A 16,135-nucleotide genomic window follows, 5' to 3' on the forward strand; every position below is an offset into this window, starting at 1 on the left:
CATGAGCAGCCCCGCCGAACGGGCCGCCCAGGGCAAACGCGCCCGCAAGTACGCGCCCCGCTCCTCGCACGCTCCATGGATCCCGGCCGCGGACCGCCCCGACCCGGTCGTGGTCCTGGAGCGCCAGGGCGCCGACCGCCTCACCGACCTGCTCCCCATCCGGTACGGGCGGATGGCCGCGAGCCCGTTCGCGTTCCTGCGCGGCTCCGCCGCCGTGATGGCCGGCGACCTCGCGGCGATACCCCACACCGGCCTGACGGTGCAGCTCTGCGGCGACGCCCACCTGTCGAACTTCGGCCTCTTCGCCTCGCCCGAGCGCTCGCTCCTCTTCGACCTCAACGACTTCGACGAGACGTACCCGGGCCCCTTCGAATGGGACCTCAAACGCCTCGCCGCGTCCGTCGCCGTCGCCGCCCGCGACAACGGACACAGCGACAAACAGGCCCACCGGGCGGCCCTCGCCGCCACCACCGCCTACCGCACGAACATGCGCCGCCTGGCCGGTCTCGGCGAACTGGCCGTCTGGTACGAACGCATCGACGCCCAGGAGCTCCTCCCGCTCGTCCGCACGGCACGCCAGCGCCGCCGCGCCGAGCACACCCTCGCCCAGGCCACCCGCCGCACCAGCCTCCACGCCCTCGCCAAGCTCACCCACACCACACCCGACGGCCGCCGCCGCATCGTCCACGACCCGCCGCTGCTCGAAGCGGCGGGCGTCACCGACGCCGCCGCCATCCGCAAGATGTTCGGCGACTACCGCTCCACGCTCGCCGAGGAGCGCCGCCGGCTGCTCGACCGGTACCGCTTCGTCGACGCGGCCCGCAAGGTCGTCGGCGTCGGCAGCGTAGGCACCCGCTGCTTCATCGTCCTGCTCGCGGGACGCGACGCCGACGACCCGCTCTTCCTCCAGATCAAGGAGGCGACCCGCTCGGTGATCGAGGAGCACATCCCGTACCACGGCCCGTACCTCCACCCCGGCCACCGCGTGGTCTCCGGACAGCGCCTCCTCCAGGCCGCCGGCGACATCTTCCTCGGCTGGATGACGGGCCCGCAGGGCCGCGCCTTCTACTGGCGTCAACTCCGCGACATGAAAGGCTCCGCGGACATCGCGGGCATGCCGCCCGACGAACTCCTCGCCTACGCCCGCCTCTGCGGCACCGCCCTCTCCCGCGCCCACGCCCGCTCCGGCGACCGCATCGCCATCGCCGGATACCTCGGCGGCGCGGACACGTTCGACCGGGCGATCGCCGCGTTCGCGCTGCGCTACGCCGACCAGACCGGCCGGGACCACGCCACACTCCGCGGCGCGATCTCCGCGGGGGTCCTCACGGCGACCCCGGGGGCCTGACCGGCCCCGCCCGGAGCCGGGCCGCCCGGCGCGACGCGGCCCGTGCCCCGCTGCCCGCGCAAGGCCGGCGGGCTACGCTCGTCGACATGCCGTCACAGCAGCCCGGAGCCGTCCCCGACAACTTCGCCGTGGTCGCCGTGGCCGCGTCCGCCGGTGGCATCAACGGCCTGGCCACCCTGCTCGGAGGGCTCGACGCGGCCCTGCCCGTACCGGTCCTCGTCGTACAGCACCTGGACCCACGGCACCGCACCGTCCTCGCCGAGATCCTGGACCGCCGCACCGGCCTCACCGTCAAGCTGGCCGAACAGAACGAACCCGCCCTCGCCGGCACCGTCTACATCGCGCCGCCCGACCGGCACCTCCTCGTCGGCCCCGGCGGCACGCTCACCCTCTCCAGGAGCGAGCTCGTCCACTTCCTCCGTCCCTCCGCCGACCTGCTCTTCGAGTCCGTCGCCGGGGCGTACGGCCCGCGCGCCGTGGCTGTCGTCCTGACCGGCACCGGAAACGACGGCGCCATGGGAGTCGACGCGGTCAAGTCGCGGGGCGGTACCGTGATTGCCCAGGACCCGCAGACCGCGGAATTCCGAGGCATGCCGGAGGCGGCAGTGGGTACGGGAGCAGTTGACTTCGTGCTACCTCTGGAAGAAATCCCCGCGGTGATCCGCGGACTTGTCGAGACCAAGAGGCAGTAGGTAGACAACGATGAGCGAGGCGCCGCGCGACACCGAGACGGACGAGGAACTCGAGAGTCTCCTCGGCTTCCTGAGGGACGCCCGCGGCTTCGATTTCACCGGATACAAGCGCTCCTCCCTGGGGCGCCGCATCCGCAAGCGCATGGCCGACATCGGCATCGGCTCGTACGCCGACTACCGCGACCAACTCGAAACCAACGCCGACGAGTTCAACGCGCTCTTCAACACCATCCTCATCAACGTCACCTCCATGTTCCGCGACACCGACGCCTGGACGTACCTGCAGCGCGAGATGGTCCCCGAACTCCTCGCCCAGACGGCCCCCGAGGGCGAGATCCGGGTGTGGAGCGCGGGCTGCTCCAGCGGTGAGGAGCCGTACTCGCTGGCCATCATGTTCGCGGAGGCCCTCGGCCTGGAGGAGGCGCTGACCCGCGTCAAGATCTACGGCACCGACGTCGACGACGAGGCGCTGCGCGACGCCCGCTCGGGCCTCTATCCGGCCAAGACCCTGGAGCCGCTCGCCCCCGAGCTGCGCGACAAGTACTTCGAGCAGAACGGCTCGCAGTACAGCTTCCGCTCCGACCTGCGCCGCCGGGTCATCTTCGGCCGCCACGACATCACCCGCGACGCCCCCATCTCCCGCCTCGACCTGCTGGTCTGCCGCAACACCCTGATGTACTTCAACGTCGAGGCGCAGACCCAGATCGTCGACCGGTTCCACTTCGCGCTGCGCGAGAAGGCCTTCCTGTTCCTCGGCAAGGCGGAGATGCTGCTCAACGACGCCGACCGGTTCGACGTCGTCAGCATGCGCCAGCGCATCTTCCGCCGTCGCCCGGGCGGCGCCAGCCCGCCCTACCAGCCCGCCCCGCTGAAGCTGCGCCTCACCGGAGGCGAAGTGCAGAGCGTGGCCCGCAACCGCCAGCTGCGCGATCTGATCCTCGACGCCTCGCCGGGCGCCGCCCTCGCGGTGGACGCCGAGGGCATGGTCGTCCTGATCAACAACCACGCCCGTGTCCAGTTCGGCCTGACCGCCAACGACATCGGGCGCCCCTTCCAGGACCTGGAGATCTCCTACCGCCCGGTCGAACTGCGGTCGGTGATCGACCAGGCCACGCACGAGCGCCGCACCCTGCGGGTCAACGGGGCGGAGCGCAGGGTCGGCGAGGACGTCCAGTACTTCGACATCCTGGTGCAGCCACTGGTCGGCGTCGGCGGACTGCCGACCGCCACCAACATCACGTTCACCGATGTCACCGTTGCCACGCAGCTCAAGGCGGAGGTCAAGCGCGTGCGCGAGGACCTGGAGACCGCATACGAGGAACTCCAGTCGACGAACGAGGAGTTGGAGACGACCAACGAGGAACTCCAGTCCTCGATCGAGGAGTTGGAGACCACGAACGAGGAACTCCAGTCCACCAATGAGGAGTTGGAGACAACCAACGAAGAACTCCAGTCCGGGAACGAGGAACTGGAGACCATGAACGACGAGATGCGCATCCGCAGCGAGGAGCTGGACGAGGCCCGCGCCTTTCTGGAGGGCGTCCTCACCTCCATCGCCGCCGCCGTCGTCGTCCTCGACAAGGACCTCAAGGTCAAGAGCTGGAACCGGGGCGCCGCCGAGCTCTGGGGCCTGCGCCAGGACGAGGTGCTCGACGAACCCTTCTTCCGCCTGGAGTTCGGGCTGCCCACGAAGCAGCTGCTTCCCGTCGTGGAGGAGTGCGTCACGACGCGCAGGCGCGGCCTCCCGGTACAGACCGAGGCGGTCAACCGCGTAGGCCGCGCCATCAGTTGCACCGTGTTCTGCAGCCCGTTCGGCGGGCATGACGGCGGAGTCGTCCTGCTGATGGAAGAAGGCCGGACCAGCGGTGCGGACTGACCCTTCGGGCGTACGCTGGGCGACATGGAGCTCAGGGCCGGTTCGTCGGCACAGGCCATGCTCGCCTGGCAGCGTGCGAGGCGGGCGCGTGAGCGCGCCGACCGTGCTTTCCGCCTCGCGCGGCGCTACGAGGCGCTGACGAAAGGCGCTTCGGGTTCGGTGTACGTGCGTCTTGCCGACATGCACCGCACCACCGGGTCCCGCCACGTGGTCGCGGCGGAGCTCCTGGAGGCGCACGCCCGCCGAGCGGGCCAGTGGGTCCGCGACGGCGGGCCGCCGCCCCTGTTCATGACGGGCGTCGCCGAGGCATGCGGCGCGAGCAGCGTCGCCGTGACCCTCGTCGACGGCGAGTCCAACCAGGTCGCGACCGCCTCGTCCGACCAGCCGTCACGCTCCGCGCAGGACCTGGAGTTCGTCCTCGGTGAAGGGCCGTCGCGGGACGCCGTGACCGCACGCGGTCCGGTCGAGGTGTCGGGCTCCGCTCTGGGCTTCCGCTGGCCGGGCTACGGCCCGGCCCTCGAGGCGCTCGGAATCGGCCAAGTGGTGGCCGTGCCGCTCCAGGTGCCCGGTGACTGCATCGGTGCCCTCGCGGTCTTCGACCCGAAACCCAGCACGACGTCCACGGCGCAGTTCGCCGAGGTCGCCGACGCGCTGACCCGCAGTGTTCTGCTCGGCCAGGACGCGATACCGGGCCTGTTCGGCGGCGTCGACTACCGCGCCGTGGTGCACCAGGCCGCGGGTGTGACCGCCGTCCAAGTGCAATGTCAGGTCGCGGATGCACTGGAATTGGTCAAAGCCCGGGCGTTCGCCGACGGGCGCCCCGTCGGGGATGTCGCCCGCGATATCGTCCGAGGACAACTGAGACTCGGCTGAGAGGCCTTCTACCGTGACACTGCAGGAGCAGGAACTCGCCGACGTCTTCGCCCAGTTGGCAGGAGAGGCCGCACGGGATCCGCTCGACACCCAGTCCTTGCTCGCCACCCTGGCCGAGGGCGGCCGCAGGCTGTTCGACGCGCCCGGCGCGATCGTGCAGTACGCGGCCAGTGACGCCACCGTCCTGACCGACGGCACCGACCCGGCCCTGCGCGCCCTCGCCGCGGACGCCGCCGGCTGGCCGGAGGGACCCGGCTACGACGTGCGTACGACGGGCTGCGCCCTCATCGACGTGGACGTGACCACGCAGCCGACGCACGCCCGCTGGCCGCGCTGGACCGCGCGCGCCACAGCCCTGGGGCATGGCCGCGTCACCGCACTTCCGCTGATCGCCAAGGACGGCTCGATGGGCGCCCTTGTCCTGTTCGGAGCCAGGGGAGTCCGGCTCGACGAGCTGGCCCTGTCGCTGGCGCGCTCCTTCGCCGAGGCGGCCGCCCACACGCTCTCCCTCCAGCGCGAGGTGACCGAGAGCCGGGTCCTGGCAGGCCAGTTGGAGCACGCGTTGTCCAGCCGGGTCGTCGTCGAACAGGCCAAGGGGCTCCTCGCCGCCCGCAACGGCCTCACCCTCGACGAGGCCTTCGAGCGCTTACGCCGCTACGCCCGCTCCCACCAGCGCAAGGTCGCGGACGTGTCCCGCGAGATCATCGCGGGCCGCGAGGACCTCGGCGGCCAGTAGCCGCCCGGTCCGTCACGAAGCGGCCGGCGCCTCCTGCCCGGCGGCCCGGGCCTTCGCCTGCGCGGCCTGCGCCATCTCGCGCAGCGCGTCCTCCTCCTCGTGGCTCAGCGACGTCTGCACCAACTGCCCGCCGTACGCGGCGATCTCCGGCACGACCTTGTCCTGCGCGGCCTGTTTCACCAGAACGAACAGCGCGGCGGCGCCCGGCCGCAGATTCTGGCTGAGCTCCTTCATGAAGTCGTCGTTGATCCCGGTGTCCGTCACGGCCCCGCCGGCCGCACCGGCGGCGGCCCCCACGGCGGCCCCCAGGAACGGCACGAGGAACAGCAGCCCGATGACACTGCCCCACAGCGCCCCGCCCGCGGCGCCCGTCGCCGTGTGGTTCACGGCCTGGTGCAGCTTGATCTTCCCGTCGCTCTCCCGCCGCTCGACCACCACGATGTCCTCGAGCTCGACGAGGTGCTCCTTGGACATCGACAGCAGCTTGTCCCGGACCTGGTCGGCGGTGGCGAGGTCGTTGTAGGCGACGACGAACAGATTGCTCATGACGGCACTCCTCCGAGGCTTCCGCAGTGGGTGGACTCCGGCCGATTTTAGGCCTTATGTGCGCTTTGCGCCTGAGGGAGGAGGAGGGGGCCGCAGGCACCACGGAGGGTCACAAAAAGGCCGTCGGCCGCGCCTTCCGAACCCGGAAGAACACGGCCGACGGCCCACAGACGGCCCAGGGGAGCGGAGGTCCGCTCCTGCCTGTGGCTTTCTTAGATGTCGAAGTACAGCTCGAACTCGTGCGGGTGCGGCCGCAGCTGGATCGGGGCGATCTCGTTCGTGCGCTTGTAGTCGATCCACGTCTCGATCAGGTCGGACGTGAAGACGCCGCCGGCCTGCAGGTACTCGTTGTCCGCCTCGAGGGCGTCGAGGACCGCGGGGAGCGAGGTCGGGACCTGCTGGACGTTCGCGTGCTCCTCGGGAGCCAGCTCGTAGAGGTCCTTGTCGATCGGCTCGGCCGGCTCGATCTTGTTCTTGACGCCGTCGAGGCCCGCCATGAGCAGCGCCGAGAACGCGAGGTACGGGTTCGAGGACGGGTCGGGAGCGCGGAACTCGACGCGCTTGGCCTTCGGGTTCGAGCCCGTGATCGGGATGCGCATCGCGGCGGAGCGGTTGCGCTGCGAGTAGACCATGTTGACCGGGGCCTCGAAGCCGGGGACCAGGCGGTGGTACGAGTTCACGGTCGGGTTCGTGAACGCGAGCAGCGACGGCGCGTGCTTGAGGATGCCGCCGATGTAGTAGCGGGCCATGTCCGAGAGACCCGCGTAACCCTGCTCGTCGTAGAAGAGCGGGGAGCCGCCCTGCCACAGCGACTGGTGGACGTGCATGCCCGAGCCGTTGTCACCGAAGATCGGCTTCGGCATGAAGGTCGCGGTCTTGTTGTTGCGCCAGGCGACGTTCTTCACGATGTACTTGAAGAGCATCAGGTCGTCGGCCGCGGCGAGCAGCGTGTTGAACTTGTAGTTGATCTCTGCCTGGCCGGCCGTGCCGACCTCGTGGTGCTGGCGCTCGACCTGCAGGCCGTTCTTGTCCAGCTCGAGGGAGATCTCCGCGCGCAGGTCGGCGAAGTGGTCGACCGGCGGGGCCGGGAAGTAACCGCCCTTGTAGCGGACCTTGTAACCGCGGTTGTTCTCGACGGCGCCGGTGTTCCAGGCGCCCGCCTCGGAGTCGATCTCGTAGACCGAGCGGTTGGCGGAGGTCTCGAAGCGGACCGAGTCGAACACGTAGAACTCGGCCTCGGGGCCGAAGTACGCGGTGTCGGCGATGCCGGTCGACGCGAGGTAGGCCTCGGCCTTCTTCGCCACGTTGCGCGGGTCACGGGAGTACTGCTCGCCCGTGATCGGGTCGTGGATGAAGAAGTTGATGTTGACCGTCTTGTCGCGGCGGAAGGGGTCGACGCGCGCGGTGGACAGGTCGGCGCGGAGCGCCATGTCGGACTCGTGGATGGCCTGGAAACCACGGATCGAGGAGCCGTCGAAGGCCAGTTCCTCTGCCGGGTCGAACGCCGCAGCCGGCACGGTGAAGTGCTGCATCACACCCGGCAGGTCGCAGAAGCGGACGTCGACGAACTTGACGTCCTCGTCCGCGATGAACTTCTTGGCGTCATCGGCGTTCTGGAACATCCAACTCCTCCTACTCCCACCCGGGGCAGGGCGGGGTTTGCAGCTCGGTCGTGAGGCCAGTGCGGTGGCACACGCTGGACCTGACCATAGGCAGACGTGATTTCTCAAGCATGACCCATTTGTTTCGCCGAAGTTAACCGGACCAGGGGGCGGGGAGGGTCCCGCGGCGCGGCGCAGTACCGTTGATGCGTGGACAACAGGGAAGCAATGGGATCGTGGCTGTCCGGGCCCCGCGAGGCACTGGAACAGTCGGGCGCGGACTTCGGGTACCGCGGAGAACAGCTCGGTCTGCCCGAGCACGGCCCCGGTTCCATCGCCCGTCCCGGGCGACGCATCGGAGCCCTCGTGGTCGACTGGGCGCTGTGCATGCTGATCGCATACGGCCTGGTGACGCACGGCTACAACCAGGCTACGGGGAACTGGGCGCTGCTCATCTTCTTCGTCCTCGGCGTCCTCACGGTCGGCACCATCGGTTCCACCCCGGGCAAGCGCATCTTCGGTCTGCGGGTCGTCTCGGAGGCGGGCGGGCGGCTCGGTGCCGGGCGGGTCGTCGTCCGTACGGCGCTGCTGTGTGTGGCCGTCCCCGCGCTGATCTGGGACCGGGACGGTCGTGGCCTGCACGACCGGCTGGCCAGGTCCGTCGAGGTCCGTATCTGAGTCGTCGTGGTCCGCGGGCCGGTGGGGGCTTGTCGCGCAGTTCCCCGCGCCCCGGAAGGCATGCGCTGCGCGCAGCCTTCCCCGAGGGAGCGCGGCGAAGCCGAAGCTCCCAGGGGGCGCGGGGAACTGCGCGACAAGCCACGACGCAAGCCGCACCCGCCGACGCACCAAGGCCCGGCAGACGAAAAGGCGCCCCGAGCACAAGCTCGGGGCGCCTTTTCACAGGTCAGGCGGCGACGAAACGTCACCGCATCTTGCCGCCACCCTTAGGCATCCGCATCCCCTTCGGCATCGGACCCTTCGGCAACGGCATGTTCGCCATCAGGTCGCCCATCGCCCGCAGCCGGTCGTTGGTCGCGGTCACCTGGGGCCCGGTGAGCACCCGGGGCAGCTTCAGCATGGTGGTGCGGAGCTTCTTCAGCGGGACCTGGCCCTCGCCGTTGCCGACGAGCAGGTCGTGGACCGGGACGTCCGCCACGATGCGGGCCATCTTCTTCTTCTCGGCCGCCAGCAGCGACTTCACCCGGTTCGGGTTGCCCTCCGCCACCAGCACGATGCCGGCCTTGCCGACCGCACGGTGCACGACGTCCTGGCTGCGGTTCATCGCGACCGCGGGCGTCGTCGTCCAGCCGCGCCCGACGTTGTCGAGCACCGCGGCCGCCGCGCCGGGCTGGCCCTCCATCTGCCCGAAGGCGGCCCGCTCGGCACGGCGTCCGAAGACGATCGCCATCGCGAGGAAGGCGAGCAGGAGGCCGAGAATTCCGAGATAGATGGGGTGACCGATCAGGAAACCGATCGCGAGGAAGACACCGAAGGTGACGATTCCCACAGCCGCGAGTACAAGACCGATCTTCGAATCGGCCTTGCGGGTCATCTTGTAGGTCAGAGCGATCTGCTTGAGCCGCCCGGTGTTTGCAGCGTCCGCTGCAGGTTCCTTCCTCGCCATGCTTGAAGTCTACGTGGCCGGGGACGGCTGATGAACAGCAGCACCGGCCCCGGGGCGGGTCAGCCCCGGGCGGAGACCGCTTCGAGGACGCGCTGGGCCTCGACCCGGTCCTTGGCACGACGGCGGTCCTCCAGCACGGAGGTCCAGGCATTGCGGCGGGCGGTGCGCTGGCCGCTGCTCATGAGCAGCGACTCCACGGCGCGCAGCGCGTCGGTGAAGGTCGGGATGGCGGTGGCGCGAACGGGCGCGGCCTGCATCGTTGAGGTCCCCCCTCGAGGTCGGATCACGGCCCTGGCGAAAGGTGTACGGGGCGTGATTTCAGAGTCACTGATTGGTGTTACCAGGGCGTGACCGGACGGTCAAACGCCAATGAAGCCTTGACGTTCGGGCCTCAAACGCTGACGCGGCCCTGACGGTCGCCCTCATCTGCGGGGACGGTCAGGACCGCGTCGTCACGGTCACTACCAGACAGTAGTCACTTGTGCGTGAATTCACACGCTCGCCTCACCGGACGATCAGACCGCCTGTGAGGCGACGTACGAGCCGCGCTTCTCGATAGCCATCTGGTACAGGCGCCCGGCGCGGTACGAGGAGCGGACCAGCGGGCCCGACATGACGCCGGAGAAGCCGATCTGCTCGGCCTCCTCCTTCAGCTCCACGAACTCGTGCGGCTTCACCCAGCGCTCCACCGGGTGGTGCCGCACGGAGGGGCGCAGGTACTGCGTGATGGTGATCAGCTCGCAGCCGGCCTCGTGCAGCTGGCGCAGCGCCTCGCTGACCTCGGCGCGCTCCTCGCCCATGCCGAGGATGAGGTTCGACTTCGTCACGAGGCCGTACTCGCGGGCCTCGGTGATGACCTTGAGCGAGCGGTCGTAGCGGAAGCCGGGGCGGATGCGCTTGAAGATCCGCGGCACCGTCTCGACGTTGTGCGCGAAGACCTCGGGGCGCGAGGAGAAGACCTCGGCCAGCTGCGCCGGCTCCGCGTTGAAGTCCGGGGCCAGCAGCTCGACCTTCGTGCGGCCGTCGGCGCGGTCCGCGGTCTGCGCGTGGATCTGGCGGACCGTCTCCGCGTACAGCCAGGCGCCGCCGTCCTCCAGGTCGTCGCGGGCGACGCCGGTGATCGTGGCGTAGTTCAGGTCCATCGTGACGACGGACTCGCCGACGCGGCGCGGCTCGTCGCGGTCGAGGGCCTCGGGCTTGCCGGTGTCGATCTGGCAGAAGTCGCAGCGCCGGGTGCACTGGTCACCGCCGATGAGGAACGTGGCCTCGCGGTCCTCCCAGCACTCGTAGATGTTGGGACAGCCCGCCTCCTGGCAGACCGTGTGCAGGCCCTCGGACTTCACGAGGTTCTGCATCTTCGTGTACTCGGGGCCCATTTTCGCCCGGGTCTTGATCCACTCGGGCTTGCGCTCGATGGGGGTCTGGCTGTTGCGGACCTCCAGGCGCAGCATCTTGCGTCCGTCGGGTGCGACTGCGGACACGACCGGCTCCCTAAAGCTTTGATTCCTCGGCGTACATCAGGGTACGCCCGTGATGTTCATGGCCCTCACGGGTGGCCAACCTCTGGCCATCGGGGCGCATTCCCCACCGGGACGGTCAGGCGGTGGCCTTCTCGATGACGCGCGGCTTGAGCGCCGCGTTCCCCAGGACGTCCTGCAGATGCTTCTCCGCGACCGGCAGCACCTCGTCCATCGTGACCTCGCGGCCGAGTTCGTACGAGAGCGAGGTCACACCCGCGTCGCGGATGCCGCACGGGATGATCTTGTCGAAGTTCGACGTGTCCGGGTTCACGTTCAGCGCGAAGCCGTGCATCGTGACGCCCTTGGCGACGCGGATGCCCATGGCGCAGATCTTGCGGTCCTCGTGGCGCTGGCCCGCGTTCGACGGCGCGTACTCGGGGCCGACCAGGCGGTGGTCGAACTCCTCGTCCTCGCTGCTGAGGCGCGGGTCGAAGTCCAGGGACAGGCCACCCAGGTTCGTACGCCGCTCGATCGGGTCGCCGAGGACCCACACGCCCGCCCGGCCCTCGACGCGCGCGGCCTCGATGCCGAACTCGGCGCAGACCGCGATCATCGCGTCCTCCAGGCGGCGCAGGTGCGCGACCACGTCCACCGGGCGGGGCAGCTTCTGGATCGGGTAGCCGACGAGCTGGCCCGGGCCGTGCCAGGTGATCTTGCCGCCGCGGTCCACGTCGATGACGGGGGTGCCGTCCAGCGGGCGCTCCTCGGGCGCGGTGCGCCGGCCCGCGGTGTAGACCGGCGGGTGCTCCAGGAGCAGGCAGGTGTCGGGCACCTCGTCGGCGAAACGGGCGGCGTGCACACGGCGCTGCTCGTCCCACGCGACCTGGTACTCGACCATGTCCGCACCGAACCCCATGCGGACGAACCGGAACTCACTCACGGCAAGTGCCTCCCTTACAAGCTTCACCGTGCATATATCGCGCCCCGAACCACTGTACGGCGCCCGGATCGGGCTCAGTGCGTGGGGAACAGGCGGTAGGAGGCGTCCAGGTCCCTGACCTCGACCGAGCACGTGATCCCGGTGATCCCGGACGAGGCCCCGAGGTGCTTGTCGAGCAGCCCGAGCACGTCCTCGCAGAGCGCGGCCTTGAGGGCCTGCGGGCGGCCGGGGAGCAGCCCGACCTCCACGTGCACGAAGGGGGCGGCCGCCCCGTCCACGTATGTCGCGGAGGGGCGCGCGAACGTCTTGCCGACGCCGACCGAGCGCACGCGCTCGACGACGAGGGGGTGGAGCTCCGCCACGAGGGCGGGTACGTCGACCGTGCCGGCGAGGCCGTCGGAGTAGTCGATGACGATGTGAGGCACGGGACAAACCTTCCGGGTACTTCCGGGTGTAGCGCACAAGCATCGTATGACCGACCGGAGGGAGCCTCCGGACCGGCCTGTCCTGTCCACTCCGGACGGCGTTCGTCACACGATCGGATGAAGGCCTCGGGAAGGCCCGGTGGGGGGCGGATATCGCCGCTACATTCGCGCCGTTCCATGAGGGCTGCACCCCGGCCCGGAAGGCAGGAGACCGCACAGCTGATGACGGAACGACCTCCGCAGCGCACACCGAACCGCCAGCTCGCCGCGCTCATCGCGGAGGCCGGGTTCTCCAACGCGGGCCTCGCGCGCCGCGTGGACCAGCTAGGGCTCGAACACGGTCTGGACCTGCGCTACGACAAGACATCGGTGACCAGATGGCTGCGCGGGCAGCAGCCGCGCGGCACGACCCCCGCGCTGATCGCCGAGGTGTTCACCCGCCGCCTCGGCCGCCGCCTGTCCGCCCAGGACCTCGGGCTCGACGCGTGCGCGCCCGTCTACGCGGGCCTGGAGTTCGCGGGATCGCCCGAGGAGGCCGTCGACATCGTCAGCGGCCTGTGGCGCAAGGACTCCGGCAGCCACGCCGAGCTGCGCAAGATCGCGTTCACCCCGGCCGGGCTCGTCGTGCCCAGCCGCGACTGGCTGATCGGCCGCGCCGACGACCGGGTCGCCCGCGGCGAGGCCGCCCCCAGAGTCCCGCTGCAGGGCCGCCCCGCCGTGCCCCGGCAGCGCACCCAGACCGAGCGCGGGCCCGGGCACCGGGTGACGGGCGGCGACATCGCCGCGCTGCGCTCGGTCGGCGAACTGTTCCGCGCCCTCGACCACGCCTACGGCGGCGGGCACGCGCGGCAGGCCCTGGTGCGGTACCTGGAGCACGAGGCCGAGCCCATGCTGCGCGGCACGTACGGCGAGCAGACCGGGCGGCGGCTGTTCGGCGCCGTCGCCGACCTCACCCGGCTCGCGGGCTGGACCTCGTACGACATCGCGGCGCACGGGCTCGCCCAGCGCTACTTCGTGCAGGCGCTGCGCCTCTCGCAGGCCGCGGCGGACCGGATGTACGGCTCGTACGTCCTGGTCACCATGAGCCGCCAGGCCGTCTATCTCGGGCACGGCCGCGAGGCGGTGCAGCTGGCGCGGGTCGCGCAGCAGGGGGTCGGGGTCGCGGCGCCGCCCCTGGTGCAGGCGCTGCTGCACTCCGTGGAGGCGCGCGGGCACGGCGTGCTGGGGGAGGTGCGGGCCTGTACGGCGTCGCTGGTGCGGGCCGAGCGGGCCCTCGAGGCGGCGCGGACCGGCGACGACGTGCCGCACTGGGCCCGGTTCTTCGACGAGGCGCAGCTGGCGGACGAGTTCGGGCACTGCCACCGGGATCTCCAGCAGTACCGGGCCGCGGCGCAGCACGCGGAGCGGTCGTTGCAGCTGCGGGCGCCCGGGTTCGCGCGCAGCCGGCTGTTCTGCCGGGTCGTGCTCGCCTCCGCGCGCCTGGGCCTCGGCGAGCTCGACTCGGCGTGCGCGCTCGGCGCGGAGGCGGCGGCCGCCGCGGCGGACATGCGCTCGGTGCGGGCGCACGAGTACGTCCGGGAGTTCGAGCGGCGGCTGGAGCCGTACCGCGACGCGGGGCCCGTCCGCGGGTACCGGGAGAAGATCGCCGCGCTGGGGTGAGGCGGCGACTCCATTGGGGCGCCCGCCCCCGGATCGTGCCACGGGAGCGGGCGCGGTTCAGGTGAGCGGGGCGACGGGAGGCCCGGCGCGTCCCGGGGGAGGCGCCGGGCGCCCTCAGGCCGCCTCGCCGACGGCCCCCTCCCGGTCCGGCTCCGCACGGGCGGGCCCGGCCGCCCCGAGGTCCGCCAGAGCCGCTCGGGCCGCCCGGCGGCCCGAGCGGAGCGCGCCCTGCACCGTGCTCGTGTCCCGGTGGTCCCCGCACACGTACAGGCCGTCGAGGAGCCGCACGGGGCGGCGCGGGTCGTGCGGCGCGGGCATCGCGGGCACGGCGCGCGCGTCGTGGTGCACGGCGAGGGTCTCCCAGCAGCCGGTCGACGTGCCGTACAGCGCGGCCAGATGGGTCCGCAGTTCGTGGTCGGAGGGCGGCGCGCCGAGCACGGTCGACGAGACGAGCGCGCGTCCGGCCGGGGCGCGGGTCGGGTCGACCTGACTGATGACGGAGGTGTGCGCGACGGGTCCGAGCCGGTCGGCGTCGAGCAGCAGCGCGGGCTCGGTGAGCGGCGGCTCGGGCACCGCGTGGTGCACGACCGTCACCGGGTGGAAGGCGGGCACGCGCAGGCCGGGCAGCAGCTCGGCGGCGGCGACCGCGTCGGTCGCCAACACCACGGCGCGGCACGTGAGTTCACCGTGCTCAGCGGTGGTCACGGAACGCGCGGCGACGGCGGTGACCCGGACGCCGGTGTGCACCGTGCCGGCGGGCAGGGAGGCCGCGAGCAGCTCGGGGAGCGTGTCCGCGCCGCCCTCCGGCACGGCGAGCCGGCCCGCCGCGTAGGCGTGCAGCGCGAGATCGGCGCAGCGGCTGGACGTCGTCAGGTCCGGATCGCACAGCAGCGCCGACAGCAGCGGACGGACGAAGCCGTGCAGGGTTCTGGCGGGCATGCCGCGATCCGGCAGGGCGCGCCCGATCGGGAGTTCGGGACGGGCGAGCAGGCGGGCGGGCTCGGTGGCGGCGAGCCGGGCGAGCGCCGCGGCCAGCCGGGCATGGTCCAGAGGACCGCCGAGCGGGGGCCGGACGCCGCGCGGCGGCCGAGGAGCGCTTGCCAGGGCGCGTGCCGCGCTGAGTGCGCCCCTCGCGCGCCGGGGGTCGGCGGGTTCGCCCGTGCGGTGGCGGCGGCCCTCGCTGTGCACCAGCACGCCGGGCGAGAAGACGCGCAGCGCCAGACCGTCCAGACCGGGCGTCCGGCGCAGCTCGGGGTACGAGGTGGACAGCGGCTGTCCGATCCGGTCCAGACGGAACCCGTCGACCTTCTCGGTGGACATGCGGCCGCCCACGCCTCCGGCGGCCTCCAGGACCAGGACTCTCGCTCCCGCCCTGGTCAGGTGCTGGGCGGCCGAGAGTCCCGCGACCCCGGCCCCTACGACGACGACGGCCCCCGATTCTGCGTGTGCGGGCTCAAGCACGTGCCCCTCCCGGAGTTGCGCGGCTGATGGCGGCTCATGTTGAGGGCGTCATGCCCTCAACAAGGCCACGGAATACCCGAGTTCGGGTCGAGGCTAAGTCCACTCGGAGTCAAGAGCAGTCGCGCGTCGGGGCGGCACGGGGGCACACGGGCGCCACCGAGTGCGCCCCGTCAAGGGCGCGGGGGGCGGCGCGACCGGTCGACGCAGGGGCGTGGACGCGTGCGCACGCCTATCGGGCGGAGGGGTCCGCGCCTGTGCCGAGCCCCGGGGTCAGCTCACGGATGCACCGCACCACCAGCTCGGCCGGTGAACCGGCCCCGGTCACCCCCGCGTCCGAGACCGCCCACACCTCCAGCGCCACCCGGATGGCGTCGGTCGCCGCCGCGGCCACGAGGCGGGCCTCCAGCGGATCCGCGTCCGCCCCGACGAGCCGCTCGGCGACCGGCAGCAACTGCTCCTCCGACTCCTGGTTCACCCGGTACCAGACCGCCCGCAGCGCCGGGTCGTCCTGGGCCGCGCGCAGCAGGACGCGCGTCTGGCGCAGGCCCTCCTGCGCCGTGCCGTCCGACGGTGCCAGCGAGGCCACGGCCGCCGCCTCCAGGGCCTCGGGCAGCGGGGTCCCCGGCTCCGCCGCGGCGAGCAGCGCGCGCCACCGGTCACCGCCCGAGGCGAGCAGCGGTCCGACCGCGTCCTGCTTGTTGCGGAAGTACCGGTAGAAGGTGCGCAGGGCCACCCCGGCGCGGGCCGCGATCTCCTCGGCCGTCGTGGCGTCGGGCCCCTTCTCGGTGAAGAGCTCCACCGCGGCGCGGGCGATGTCGAGCTGCGTCGCGGCCTTGCGGCGCTCGGTCAGCGAAAGAGGTCGGTTCACAGGTCGAAGCGTAGTCCCCGGAGGAC

Annotated in this window: 16 protein-coding genes; 7 read left to right on the plus strand and 9 right to left on the minus strand. The window is 71.4% G+C overall.

The features are described from left to right. The first annotated feature begins 1 nt into the window (after window position 1). From ACQUQD_RS29150 to ACQUQD_RS29170, 5 genes are all read left to right on the plus strand, one after another. Window positions 2-1,348, plus strand: a complete 1,347-nt coding sequence (locus ACQUQD_RS29150) for a DUF2252 domain-containing protein (protein ID WP_428955117.1) — start codon at window positions 2-4, stop codon at window positions 1,346-1,348. An 86-nt stretch (window positions 1,349-1,434) separates the two neighbouring features. Further along, entirely contained in the window at window positions 1,435-2,040 is a 606-nt protein-coding gene (locus ACQUQD_RS29155) for a chemotaxis protein CheB (RefSeq protein WP_428955118.1), read from the plus strand. A 10-nt stretch (window positions 2,041-2,050) separates the two neighbouring features. Beyond that, entirely contained in the window at window positions 2,051-3,916 is a 1,866-nt protein-coding gene (locus tag ACQUQD_RS29160; RefSeq protein WP_428955119.1) for a CheR family methyltransferase, read from the plus strand. 24 nt (window positions 3,917-3,940) lie between these two features. Beyond that, complete coding sequence (locus ACQUQD_RS29165) at window positions 3,941-4,789, plus strand: GAF and ANTAR domain-containing protein (protein WP_428955120.1); 849 nt, start codon at window positions 3,941-3,943, stop codon at window positions 4,787-4,789. Window positions 4,790-4,802: 13 nt separating this feature from the next. After that, window positions 4,803-5,525 carry an ANTAR domain-containing protein gene (locus tag ACQUQD_RS29170; protein ID WP_428955121.1) on the plus strand — a complete coding sequence of 241 codons (723 nt, stop codon included), beginning with the start codon at window positions 4,803-4,805 and terminating at the stop codon, window positions 5,523-5,525. 12 nt (window positions 5,526-5,537) lie between these two features. On the opposite strand, the gene ACQUQD_RS29175 is transcribed toward ACQUQD_RS29170, so the two are convergent. After that, window positions 5,538-6,071 carry a DUF1269 domain-containing protein gene (locus ACQUQD_RS29175; protein ID WP_428955122.1) on the minus strand — a complete coding sequence of 178 codons (534 nt, stop codon included), beginning with the start codon at window positions 6,069-6,071 and terminating at the stop codon, window positions 5,538-5,540. 212 nt (window positions 6,072-6,283) lie between these two features. Further along, complete coding sequence (glnA, locus tag ACQUQD_RS29180; protein ID WP_428955123.1) at window positions 6,284-7,693, minus strand: type I glutamate--ammonia ligase; 1,410 nt, start codon at window positions 7,691-7,693, stop codon at window positions 6,284-6,286. Window positions 7,694-7,882: 189 nt separating this feature from the next. On the opposite strand from glnA, the gene ACQUQD_RS29185 reads away from it, so the two are divergent. After that, window positions 7,883-8,350: an RDD family protein gene (locus ACQUQD_RS29185; protein ID WP_428955124.1), complete on the plus strand. Its 468-nt coding sequence runs from the start codon at window positions 7,883-7,885 to the stop codon at window positions 8,348-8,350. A gap of 244 nt (window positions 8,351-8,594) precedes the next feature. Here ACQUQD_RS29185 and ACQUQD_RS29190 read toward each other — a convergent pair whose 3' ends face one another. The 5 genes from ACQUQD_RS29190 to ACQUQD_RS29210 all read right to left on the minus strand — a co-directional run bounded on the left by ACQUQD_RS29190 (window position 8,595) and on the right by ACQUQD_RS29210 (window position 12,121). Next, the gene (locus ACQUQD_RS29190) at window positions 8,595-9,296 is read right to left on the minus strand and encodes a DUF4191 domain-containing protein (protein WP_428955125.1); all 702 of its coding nucleotides are present in this window, start codon (window positions 9,294-9,296) and stop codon (window positions 8,595-8,597) included. 59 nt (window positions 9,297-9,355) lie between these two features. Continuing rightward, complete coding sequence (locus tag ACQUQD_RS29195) at window positions 9,356-9,553, minus strand: hypothetical protein (RefSeq protein WP_428955126.1); 198 nt, start codon at window positions 9,551-9,553, stop codon at window positions 9,356-9,358. A gap of 258 nt (window positions 9,554-9,811) precedes the next feature. Then, a complete protein-coding gene (gene lipA, locus ACQUQD_RS29200; RefSeq protein ID WP_428955127.1) occupies window positions 9,812-10,777 on the minus strand; it encodes a lipoyl synthase in 966 nt (321 codons plus the stop codon). Between the two features lie 115 nt (window positions 10,778-10,892). Further along, on the minus strand, window positions 10,893-11,696 hold the full coding sequence (gene lipB, locus ACQUQD_RS29205) for a lipoyl(octanoyl) transferase LipB (RefSeq protein WP_428955128.1): 804 nt from the start codon (window positions 11,694-11,696) through the stop codon (window positions 10,893-10,895). Between the two features lie 74 nt (window positions 11,697-11,770). Then, the gene (locus tag ACQUQD_RS29210; RefSeq protein ID WP_428955129.1) at window positions 11,771-12,121 is read right to left on the minus strand and encodes a 5-carboxymethyl-2-hydroxymuconate Delta-isomerase; all 351 of its coding nucleotides are present in this window, start codon (window positions 12,119-12,121) and stop codon (window positions 11,771-11,773) included. A gap of 222 nt (window positions 12,122-12,343) precedes the next feature. Between ACQUQD_RS29210 and ACQUQD_RS29215 the strand changes: the two genes are divergently transcribed. Further along, complete coding sequence (locus ACQUQD_RS29215; RefSeq protein ID WP_428955130.1) at window positions 12,344-13,780, plus strand: regulator; 1,437 nt, start codon at window positions 12,344-12,346, stop codon at window positions 13,778-13,780. Window positions 13,781-13,894: 114 nt separating this feature from the next. On the opposite strand, the gene ACQUQD_RS29220 is transcribed toward ACQUQD_RS29215, so the two are convergent. Both ACQUQD_RS29220 and ACQUQD_RS29225 read right to left on the minus strand, forming a co-directional pair. After that, window positions 13,895-15,241: an NAD(P)/FAD-dependent oxidoreductase gene (locus ACQUQD_RS29220; RefSeq protein WP_428955131.1), complete on the minus strand. Its 1,347-nt coding sequence runs from the start codon at window positions 15,239-15,241 to the stop codon at window positions 13,895-13,897. Window positions 15,242-15,470: 229 nt separating this feature from the next. Then, window positions 15,471-16,109 (minus strand): TetR family transcriptional regulator, encoded by a 639-nt coding sequence (locus tag ACQUQD_RS29225; protein WP_428955132.1) that lies wholly within the window; start codon window positions 16,107-16,109, stop codon window positions 15,471-15,473. Window positions 16,110-16,135: the final 26 nt, after the last annotated feature.

The organism is Streptomyces sp. cg35 (assembly GCF_050410835.1).
Classification (GTDB): domain Bacteria; phylum Actinomycetota; class Actinomycetes; order Streptomycetales; family Streptomycetaceae; genus Streptomyces.

What these genes read in the sequence shown, in the direction of transcription:
- ACQUQD_RS29150 (WP_428955117.1), top strand. Translation starts at nt 2, where the DNA reads ATGAGCAGCCCCGCCGAACGGGCCGCCCAGGGCAAACGCGCCCGCAAG.
- ACQUQD_RS29155 (WP_428955118.1), top strand. Translation starts at nt 1,435, where the DNA reads ATGCCGTCACAGCAGCCCGGAGCCGTCCCCGACAACTTCGCCGTGGTC.
- ACQUQD_RS29160 (WP_428955119.1), top strand. Translation starts at nt 2,051, where the DNA reads ATGAGCGAGGCGCCGCGCGACACCGAGACGGACGAGGAACTCGAGAGT.
- ACQUQD_RS29165 (WP_428955120.1), top strand. Translation starts at nt 3,941, where the DNA reads ATGGAGCTCAGGGCCGGTTCGTCGGCACAGGCCATGCTCGCCTGGCAG.
- ACQUQD_RS29175 (WP_428955122.1), bottom strand. Translation starts at nt 6,071, where the DNA reads ATGAGCAATCTGTTCGTCGTCGCCTACAACGACCTCGCCACCGCCGAC.
- glnA (WP_428955123.1), bottom strand. Translation starts at nt 7,693, where the DNA reads ATGTTCCAGAACGCCGATGACGCCAAGAAGTTCATCGCGGACGAGGAC.
- ACQUQD_RS29190 (WP_428955125.1), bottom strand. Translation starts at nt 9,296, where the DNA reads ATGGCGAGGAAGGAACCTGCAGCGGACGCTGCAAACACCGGGCGGCTC.
- ACQUQD_RS29195 (WP_428955126.1), bottom strand. Translation starts at nt 9,553, where the DNA reads ATGCAGGCCGCGCCCGTTCGCGCCACCGCCATCCCGACCTTCACCGAC.
- ACQUQD_RS29215 (WP_428955130.1), top strand. Translation starts at nt 12,344, where the DNA reads ATGACGGAACGACCTCCGCAGCGCACACCGAACCGCCAGCTCGCCGCG.